This is a genomic window from Leifsonia sp. HAY1-4F (genome assembly GCF_056755275.1).
Map to the genome: position 1 here is coordinate 1 of NZ_JBNDHX010000254.1, position 280 is coordinate 280.

Consider the following 280-nt stretch of genomic DNA (forward strand, 5'->3'; position numbering starts at 1 on the left):
GTCCACGCCCCAGCGTTCCTGGATGCGCCCTGCCAGTGCCAGCGCCCAGGGATCGTGGATGCGCCGTCCATAGGGCGAATGCAGCATCACCCGCCAATCGCCGGATTCGTCACGGCAGCGTTCCACCACCAGCCGGCGGTCGGTCGGCAGCACGCCGGTTGCCGCGCGCTGCTCATCCAGCAGGCCAATGATGTTCGCGATCGCATTGGGCTGCAGACCCGCGCCCTGCAACCGCGTGAGCAGCGCCGGCGCAAGCGTGTCGTTGCCCGCTTCGGCATCC

At 69.3% G+C, this 280-nt stretch carries 1 protein-coding gene; it reads right to left on the reverse strand.

Features of this window, described 5'->3' with window-relative positions:
- On the reverse strand, positions 1-280 hold a 280-nt coding region (locus ACPYOG_RS19430), incomplete at both ends, for a hypothetical protein (protein ID WP_481295770.1).